Source organism: bacterium, assembly GCA_040755795.1.
Lineage (GTDB): Bacteria > UBA9089 > CG2-30-40-21 > CG2-30-40-21 > SBAY01 > JBFLXS01.
Genome location: JBFLXS010000155.1, coordinates 1 through 8,585, shown reverse-complemented (window position 1 = coordinate 8,585; position 8,585 = coordinate 1). Strand labels below are relative to the sequence as shown.

The window sequence follows — 8,585 nt, the reverse complement described above, 5'->3', positions numbered from 1 at the left end:
ATACCAAAAAGCGAATTAGAGATTAGTGAATTAGAGATTAGATTTTACTAATTCGCTAATTCGCTTAATTCACTAATTCACTAAATGGAATTTGGAATTTGTGATTTGGAATTTCAGAGCCATATCTGGGTCAAATTTCGATTAATAAGTGCTATAATTCGTGTCCATTTGTGGCTAATTTCTCTAATTCTCTGTGAACTCTGTGCCTCTGTGGCTGAACGCTTACGGGTTGACGATTTGAAAAGGAGGTAATTTTTATGATTAAAAGAGTAACCTATTTACTTTGTGGGTTATTACTTATGAGCGGGACGGTTTGGGGAGAAATAGAACAAGGTGATGTAGATATAGAATTAGAGGTACCAGAGATTATCCAATTAGAGATTTTAACCGCAAATTTACGAGTAATTCCTGGCCCTGAGGATTATGCCCGAAATTTAGGTAAAGATGAATATGAAGGTGGAAATGAAGCGATAGACCCAGGTAAAGGCTTTGCCGATAGGAGTAGCGCTATTGAATTGACTATGTTCAGTAATGCTCAAAATGGTGGACTTCTTTATGTCCATGGTATTCAGTATGGAGGTCCAGAAGGCATCCTCAGACTCGAAGATACATATTTAGCCGTTCAAACAGAAAAAACATATATCCTCCAGAATAATATCGAAGGTGCAACCACTAAATTTAGAACATATCCCGATAAAAAGACATATTGGCTTAGAGTTCATAACGAAGCCCAGGAGATATTTAAAGTAACTATGTCAACTAAGGATGCAAGATTGATAGTATTTAAAGCCGGCCTGGGTAATTTAGCTCGATATACACACGGTCATTATAAAAATACTATTACCTTCTCTCTAATGCCATCAATTATCTGAGGAAATTTAAAAATGAAGAAAAAAATTATAACTTTAATTTCTTTAGTCTGTATTTTAGCATATAACAATATATTTGCTCAACAATTACTCTCATTTATTGGAAAATGGCCTGACGATGCTATTATTTATCGATTTAATTCACCAGGTGATATAGGTGTTGATTCACAAGGTAATGTTTATGTTGTAGATACCGCAAATCATCGCCTTCAAAAATTTGATTCTATGGGAAATCTAATTACCATCTGGGGGAAAAAAGGTAATAATAGAGAAGAATTCCTTGCTCCTGAAGGAATAGGTATTGATAAAAATGACAATATCTATGTAGTTGATACAGGGAATAATCGTATCCAAAAATTTACCTCTGATGGAAAATTACTTCAGATATTTGGTAGTTTTGGGGAGGATTATGGTGAATTCAAATTACCGCAGGATATTGTTATTGATTCAGAATTTAATATTTATGTTCTGGATACAAATAATAATCGTATCCAAAAATTTAGTAATACAGCCGCTTTCCTTATGGCGTTTGGCGGTTATGGAACCGAAACCGGGAAATTCTCCAGTCCACAAAGTATAATTTTAGATATAAATGATTCTATCTATGTTGCGGATACAAATAATAATCGTATCCAGAAGTTTGATAAAAACGGTAATTTTATACGAAGTTGGGGCATAAAAGGAAATCAAGACGGTGAGTTTGATTACCCAACAGGAATAAATATGGATAAAATTACCGGGCAGATTTATGTCGTTGATACGACAAATAGACGAATACAGGTTTTTGATGTAAATGGTGGTTTTGTGAAAAAATTTGGGGAAAGAGGTGAGGAATTAGGAAAATTCGAATCTCCTAAAGGAATAGTTATTAACAGTTCAGGTAATGTATATGTCTCAGATAAAGTAAATAATTGTATTCAAAAGTTTGATGAAACAGCCACTCCTCTTGAGATGTGGAGTGAATATAGTCATGAGCCAGGAAGGTTCAATTCTCCCTTTGGGATTGATAGGGATTCTCAAAATAATATCTATGTTGCTGATTCTAATAATCATCGCATCCAACAATTTGATAAAAATGGCAATTTTATTAGATGGTGGGGTGGTAAAAGCACCCCAGTTATGGAGCCTGGTAAATTCTGGAATCCTTATGGGATACTGGTAGATACAAAGGATAATAATCGGGTATATGTGGCGGATACGGAAAATTGCAGAATTCAAGTATTTGAAAATGGAAATTTTATCCGCAAATGGGGCAAATACGGCTCTATGGAAGGAGAGTTCTTATCACCTTATGACTTAGCGGTTGATTCTACAGGCTTGATTTATGTCGTAGATAAAGATAATCAACGCATACAGGTCTTTACTAAACAAGGTGTTTTTAAAAAACAATGGTCCACTTTACTTAATCCTGAAACACTTAGTATCCCTGTAAATATAGAGATTGATTCTAAAGATAAAGTCTATGTTGTGGATATTAAAAATCATTGTGTTAAAGTATATGATAAAGATGGTAATTTTATTAAAAAAATTGGTAACCAGGGACAGGATGATGGCGAGTTCAATAGCCCCTTTGGAATTGATATTGATGTGAGTGATAATCTTTATATCGTAGATAAGGGAAATAATCGAATACAGGTATTTGATGCCAATGGTAATTTTATTTCTACCTATGGACATTACGGAGATAATGATGGGGAGTTTAATTCACCAAGAGGAATTACACTTGATAATGAAAATAATATTTATATCGTTGATACTGGAAATCAACGAGTCCAGAAGTTTGAAAATGAGATTAATCAAAATAATCCTGTTCCTAATTCAGAAATAAACGCCTATAATTTTCCAAATCCATTTAATCCTAATCTACGACCGACAACGATTACTTATACCATTGGAACAACACAACCAATCACGATTAAAATTTATAATATAGCCGGTGAACTAATTAGAACCTTACTTGATTCTGCACAACGACCAGCCGGGCAATGTCAGGATAAATGGGACGGCAAAAACGATGATAATGAAATAGTCTCAGAAGGCGTTTATATCTGCCTGATTAAAACTCAAGATGCCACAACAAAGTTTAAAATTGCAGTGGAAAAGTAAAGGAAAAATCAAATGAAAAAGATATTATTCTCTTTATTAGTCTTATTAGTTTTATTCTCTGTAACTGAGGCAAAAAGTCAAGGAAAAAGCACAGCGACATTTCTAAAAATAGGTGTTGGTGCTAAACCGACAGCAATGGGTGGAGCTTTTGCCGCCGTCGCCGATGACTCAACAACCACCTACTATAACCCTGCCGGATTAGCCCTGTTCGAAAATAAAGAACTATCCTTTACCCATATCGCCTGGTTTGAAAAGATTAACTACGAATACTTAACTTATATCAACCCATTATCACAACTAAATTTGCCTGGTGTTTTTGCCACTAATCTGTCCTATCTTGGAATAAACGATATTAAAGAATATGACCAAAATCAAACTTACTTCGGAGAATTTAAAGCGTCCGATTTGTTACTTAATCTCACTTATGCCAGAACAATAAAACCTAATCTTTATTCAGGACTGAATTTAAAATATGTTAATCAAAAAATTAAATCATCAAGAAGTGCCCTTGTGACAGATTTAGGATTATTATATAACACATCTATTAAAAATCTAACTTGTGGACTGACACTCCAAAATTTTCTCCCACTTTTTAATAATTTTAAAGATAACCTGCCTTATAATATTAAATTAGGTGCCTGTTACAGATTGTTAACAAACAAAATACTCACTCTGGCAATGGATGTTGATTTACCTAACAATGATAATGGACTGAGATTACATTTAGGTGCTGAATATCGGTATCCGGAAATGGAAAATATCGCTATTAGACTGGGATATAAAACAGGTGTTGATTGTGGTAACTTAAGTTTCGGTTTTGGAGTAAATTACGATAAATATAAACTTGATTATGCCTACTCTTCTTACAATGACCTCGGTAATGTTCATCAACTTTCTCTTAATATGAAATTTGAAAGTTTAAAGTCTAAAGTCCAAAATGAAAGCCTAAAACCTGAAATCCAAAGTTCAGAAAGCAAAATCCAAAATACTAATGTCCTCTCCCCCTCTACCTCTTTGGACTCAAAGCCTGATGTGGTTTTTGAGTCCGAAGAGAAGAGGGTAATTGAATATGTCGAACCTGAAAAAGAAACAATACAAAAAATAGAAACCGTAGAAAAACCGGTCATAGAAGAATTTGAAGAAGACCTGAAACAAGAAGAACCTTTACCAGAGCCAAAATCCAAAATCCAGGATTCAGAAGAATCAGATGCTCTAAAACCTGAAGAAGTTAGAGCCAAAGTAACCATAGGAGGAGATGAAATATGAAATATTTAGTTTTGACCCTGACATTACTTGGGGTAATGTTAATCATGAATAATAGGGATGTCTGCACTGAGGAAAATGCCTATTTTTATTTTAATCAAGGAGAAAAGTATCGAGCAGAAAAAAACTATGAAGCGGCAATCGCTATGTATAAAAAGGCAATAAAATTAAATCCTGACTACGATATTGCCTACAATAATCTTGGCTGTGCTTATTATGAAAAAGGACAGTTTGATGAGGCAATTGCTAATTATAAAAAGGCATTAGAATTTAACTTAACGACAAAAGTTACACATAGTAATCTTGCCTGTGCTTATTATTATAAAGGGATGTTTGATGAGGCAATTGAAGAGTTCAAAAAGGAATTAGAAAATAACCCTGTATGCGTTGATTCACTAACTGGTCTTGGTTGTGCTTATTATAACAAAAAAATGTATGAGGAGGCAATAAAATGGTTCAAAAAGGCACTTGAAATTAACCCGGATTATACCTCTGCTAAGAATAAGTTAGCCTCAGCAAAAAAGGCGATTGAAAAAGAAAATTATTGCAAATACTACAATTCAGGCATTGACCAGCTCGCTCAACAAAATTGGGAAGAGGCAATTTCGAGTTTTAATAAGGCTCTTGAATATACCACAAGCAACCAGGAGATAGCAGAAAAGATAAAAGAAGCACAAAACGGCTTAAATAATAAAAGAACTAAAGAAAATTACTATAAGTGTTACAATTCAGGCATTGACCAACTATCTCAACAAAAATATGAAGATGCCATCTCAAGTTTTAACCAGGCACTCGAATATACCACAATGGATTATGAAAAGACGCTGGTAAAAGAAAAGATAAAATCTGCACAAGATAACTTGAATAAGATAAAAACAAGAGAAAATTACTTCAGATGCTACAATTCAGGTATTGACCAATTTGCTCAACAAAATTGGGAACAGGCAATTTTGAATCTTAATCAAGCACTTGAATACGCCGCCACCGATGAAGAAAAGATAATGATAAAAGAAAAGTTAAAATCTGCACAAATTGGTTTGAATAAACGGAAAGTTAAAGCAAACTACTGGAAACGGTATAATTCAGGGATTGAACAGATGGCGCAAAAAAGATGGGAAAATGCCATTAATGAGTTTAACAACGCCTTTAAATATGCCACTACCGCCGATGAAAAAGGAAAGATAACCGTCCAATTAAATCAGGCAAAAAGGTCTTTGAATGAGACAAAACGCCAGGAAACCTATCATAAATGGTATAATTTAGGAATGAGCCGAATAGCTCAAAATAGATGTAAAGATGCAATGGAAAATTTTAGTCAGGCACTTAAATACGCTATTACCGATGAAGAAAAGATAATGGCACAAAAAAAGATAAATGAAGTCAGGACAACTCTGGAAAAATCCCAACAATCTAAAGCCATCGCCTCTTTAAAAACTCCAGAAACTCCAGTAAAGATAAAGCAAAAAGTATTAATCAAAGAAAATAAACCATGGAGATTTAATGTAAGTGATATTGCCTCGGTTTTATTGATAGTTATTTTAGGGTTATCCATTTTGCCACAATCAAATTCTATAAAAGCAAAAATTTATCTCTGGCAAAAAAAATATGAGCGAGCGGCTTCAATCTATGAAGAGGCAATAGTAAAAGGGAAAAAAGTCTGGCTTTATCCAGCATTAGCAGAAATTTATCTGAAATTAGACCAGGTAGATGAAAAGGCTATAAAAGTCTATGACCGAGCGATATTCCTTAATGCCGGTAATCGAAAAATGATTAGAATTGTTGCAGATTATTATATGAAGAAAAAGAGACCCGGAGAACGAGCAATTGAAATTTTTGAAGAGGCATTAAAATTTGACCCAAATAATATTCACATATTGAATATTCTTGGAAAAACATATTGTAATTATGGAGAGGAGGCAAAGGCAATTGATGTTTTTCAAAAATTATATGAGTTAGGACATAGAGACGAAACTGTGGTAAAAAATCTGGCAAAGGTATATCTGAAAGAAGATAGATTGGATAATGAGGCAATTCTAATCTATGAGGAGGCAATGAAATACGAACCAGAAAATCATGATTTGATTATTGCCTTGAGCCAGGCATATATAAATCAAGGAATGAGGGATAAAAGAACAGTAGATATTTACAGGAAGTCTGTTGGTTTATGCTCAAATTTAGTCAAAATTTATAAAGAGAAAAATGATTTCGATAAAGCACGGCGATACGCAGAAATAGCCTACAAAATAGTTTATTGCTATTCAGCAGGAATAGTCGATAGTTTAGTTCGCGAAAGCGTCATGGGGGTCTTGAATAAATTGTAATTGGTAACTATTTAACCAGTTACCAGTTACCATTTAACCAATTACCAAACAAAAAGGAGGAGAAATTAAATTGAAAGAGAATATAAGAGAAAAAATAATGATGATTATATTTATTTTGGGTTTATTATTAACTCAAACAAGTTGTGCCAATCAACAAGTGGAAGCAAAAATACCCAGGAATTTAATTCAATCTTTAAAATCTACGGATGCCGAAGTTCGTAAGCAAACAGCAATTATATTAGGCGAATCAGGAAATAAAAAGGCAGTAAAACCATTAATTCAGGCTTTAAAAGATGAAGATTGGCAAGTGAGACGAGAAGCAGTCAAGGCACTGGGTAAATTAAAGGATGACCAGGCATTAAAACCGTTAATTGATAAGCTAACAGACTCCCATTGGGTAGTGCAGGGTAATGCCGCCTGGGCACTGGGTGAAATAGGAGGTAACAGGGCATCTAAAGCCTTAATTACCGCACTATCTCATAAACAACCTTTTGTTAGAGAAAATGCGGCTAAATCAGCTGGCAAACTTAAGATTCAAGAGGCAATAAAACCATTGATTAACCTGCTGAAGGATGAGGATAGTCAGGTTCAACAATCAGCCACTGAGGCACTTTCTCAAATAGGCAATCCTCAACCTTTGATTGAGGTATTAGGTAGTAAAAATATACTTGTTCGCTGGCATGCAGGTGAGGCTTTAGGAAATATTGGTGATAAAAATGCAATTAAATATCTCCTGCCTTTATTAAAAGAGGAGGATAAAAATCTTCGACTTAATATCGCCTTTGCTCTTGCTAAATTAGGAAATAATGACGGGATAGAAATGTTAATTAATAGTCTAAAAGATGAGGATGAAGAGGTAAAAACTTATGCCGCACTTACACTCGGCAAAGTAGGTGATAAAAGGGCAGTAGATGACTTGATTGGACTTTTAAATGATTCAAACATAAATATTAAGGCACAGGCAATATCTGCGTTAGGAAATATAGGTGAGGAAAAGGTAATATCACATCTTATACCTCTCTTAAATGATAAAAACGCATTTGTCCAACAATTGAGTAGTAATGCCCTGATAAAAATAGGCGAACCTTCAATAAAACCTTTAATGTTTGGCTTACAAAATGCCAGGGAGAAAACTTTAAAAAACACCATTACAAATACTTTAATAAAAATAGGCACATCCGCTATTACATCTTTAATTGAGCTGAATGAGACCAGGACTACACAAAATGACGAAATACAATGGTATATTGGAATCGCCTTAGGCGAAATTGGAAAAACAGGCAACGACCAAATTTTTAATTCATTAATTACTACTTTAAGTTCTGAAAATTGGTATGCACGAGGCGGGGCAGTCATTGGACTGGGGAAAATGAAAAATAAACAGGCAGTTGAACCATTGATTAAGATTTTAAAAAATGACTCAAATAAAACTGTCCGTATGACCGCGATTGAATCACTGGCTAAAATAGATTATAAAAACAAAAGGATAATGAATGTGTTAGTCTCTGCCTCAAAAAACGATAATGACTCAGGTGTCCGAACATTTGCTAAGAGGATTATTAATGCACTGAAAACGATAAAAGAAAATCAGTAACCGTTCAGCCACAGAGGCACAGAGTTCACAGAGAATTAAGGAAATTAACCACAAATGCACACGAATTAACCTCTGACATCCCATAAATGTAGTGCGAATTTTTGGTGGTGTCTTAATCTAGCATAAAGGTTAAAATAGTGTAAGAAAAGGAGATATGGGGATTATGGAGAAAAGGAGATAAATTTATTCTAAAATTTTGGAAAGGACAATGAATAATCTCTATATCTCCCTTTATCTCCTTATCCCCTTTTGGACACCCAATCTGCATAGATTTCACTATTAGAGTTATTTTCAGACACCACCTAAAATTTGGTGGTGTCCGAAATTAGCTAACTTCCTCTAACCGGATAGGTAAGCCATTCCTCTATACTCCAAACGTGGTCGGTTAGACCAGCAGCCATTGCCGGAGTTCGTTGTTGCCAACCACCATCA

General features: G+C 34.4%; 5 protein-coding genes. All 5 read left to right on the top strand.

Annotated features, from left to right (window positions below; genetic code table 11):
• The first annotated feature begins 257 nt into the window (after positions 1-257).
• The 5 genes from AB1414_10945 to AB1414_10925 all read left to right on the top strand — a co-directional run bounded on the left by AB1414_10945 (position 258) and on the right by AB1414_10925 (position 8,153).
• Entirely contained in the window at positions 258-872 is a 615-nt protein-coding gene (locus AB1414_10945) for a hypothetical protein (protein MEW6607946.1), read from the top strand.
• Positions 873-884: 12 nt separating this feature from the next.
• Entirely contained in the window at positions 885-2,975 is a 2,091-nt protein-coding gene (locus tag AB1414_10940; GenBank protein ID MEW6607945.1) for a 6-bladed beta-propeller, read from the top strand.
• A gap of 12 nt (positions 2,976-2,987) precedes the next feature.
• On the top strand, positions 2,988-4,241 hold the full coding sequence (locus AB1414_10935; protein ID MEW6607944.1) for a PorV/PorQ family protein: 1,254 nt from the start codon (positions 2,988-2,990) through the stop codon (positions 4,239-4,241).
• Positions 4,238-6,559, top strand: a complete 2,322-nt coding sequence (locus AB1414_10930) for a tetratricopeptide repeat protein (protein MEW6607943.1) — start codon at positions 4,238-4,240, stop codon at positions 6,557-6,559. Before AB1414_10935 ends, AB1414_10930 begins: the two co-directional genes overlap by 4 nt.
• A gap of 70 nt (positions 6,560-6,629) precedes the next feature.
• Positions 6,630-8,153 carry a HEAT repeat domain-containing protein gene (locus AB1414_10925; protein ID MEW6607942.1) on the top strand — a complete coding sequence of 508 codons (1,524 nt, stop codon included), beginning with the start codon at positions 6,630-6,632 and terminating at the stop codon, positions 8,151-8,153.
• Positions 8,154-8,585 lie beyond the last annotated feature (432 nt).

Excerpts from the sequence above, each read along its gene's own strand:
- AB1414_10945 (MEW6607946.1), top strand. The coding sequence starts at position 258 with ATGATTAAAAGAGTAACCTATTTACTTTGTGGGTTATTACTTATGAGC.
- AB1414_10940 (MEW6607945.1), top strand. The coding sequence starts at position 885 with ATGAAGAAAAAAATTATAACTTTAATTTCTTTAGTCTGTATTTTAGCA.
- AB1414_10935 (MEW6607944.1), top strand. The coding sequence starts at position 2,988 with ATGAAAAAGATATTATTCTCTTTATTAGTCTTATTAGTTTTATTCTCT.
- AB1414_10930 (MEW6607943.1), top strand. The coding sequence starts at position 4,238 with ATGAAATATTTAGTTTTGACCCTGACATTACTTGGGGTAATGTTAATC.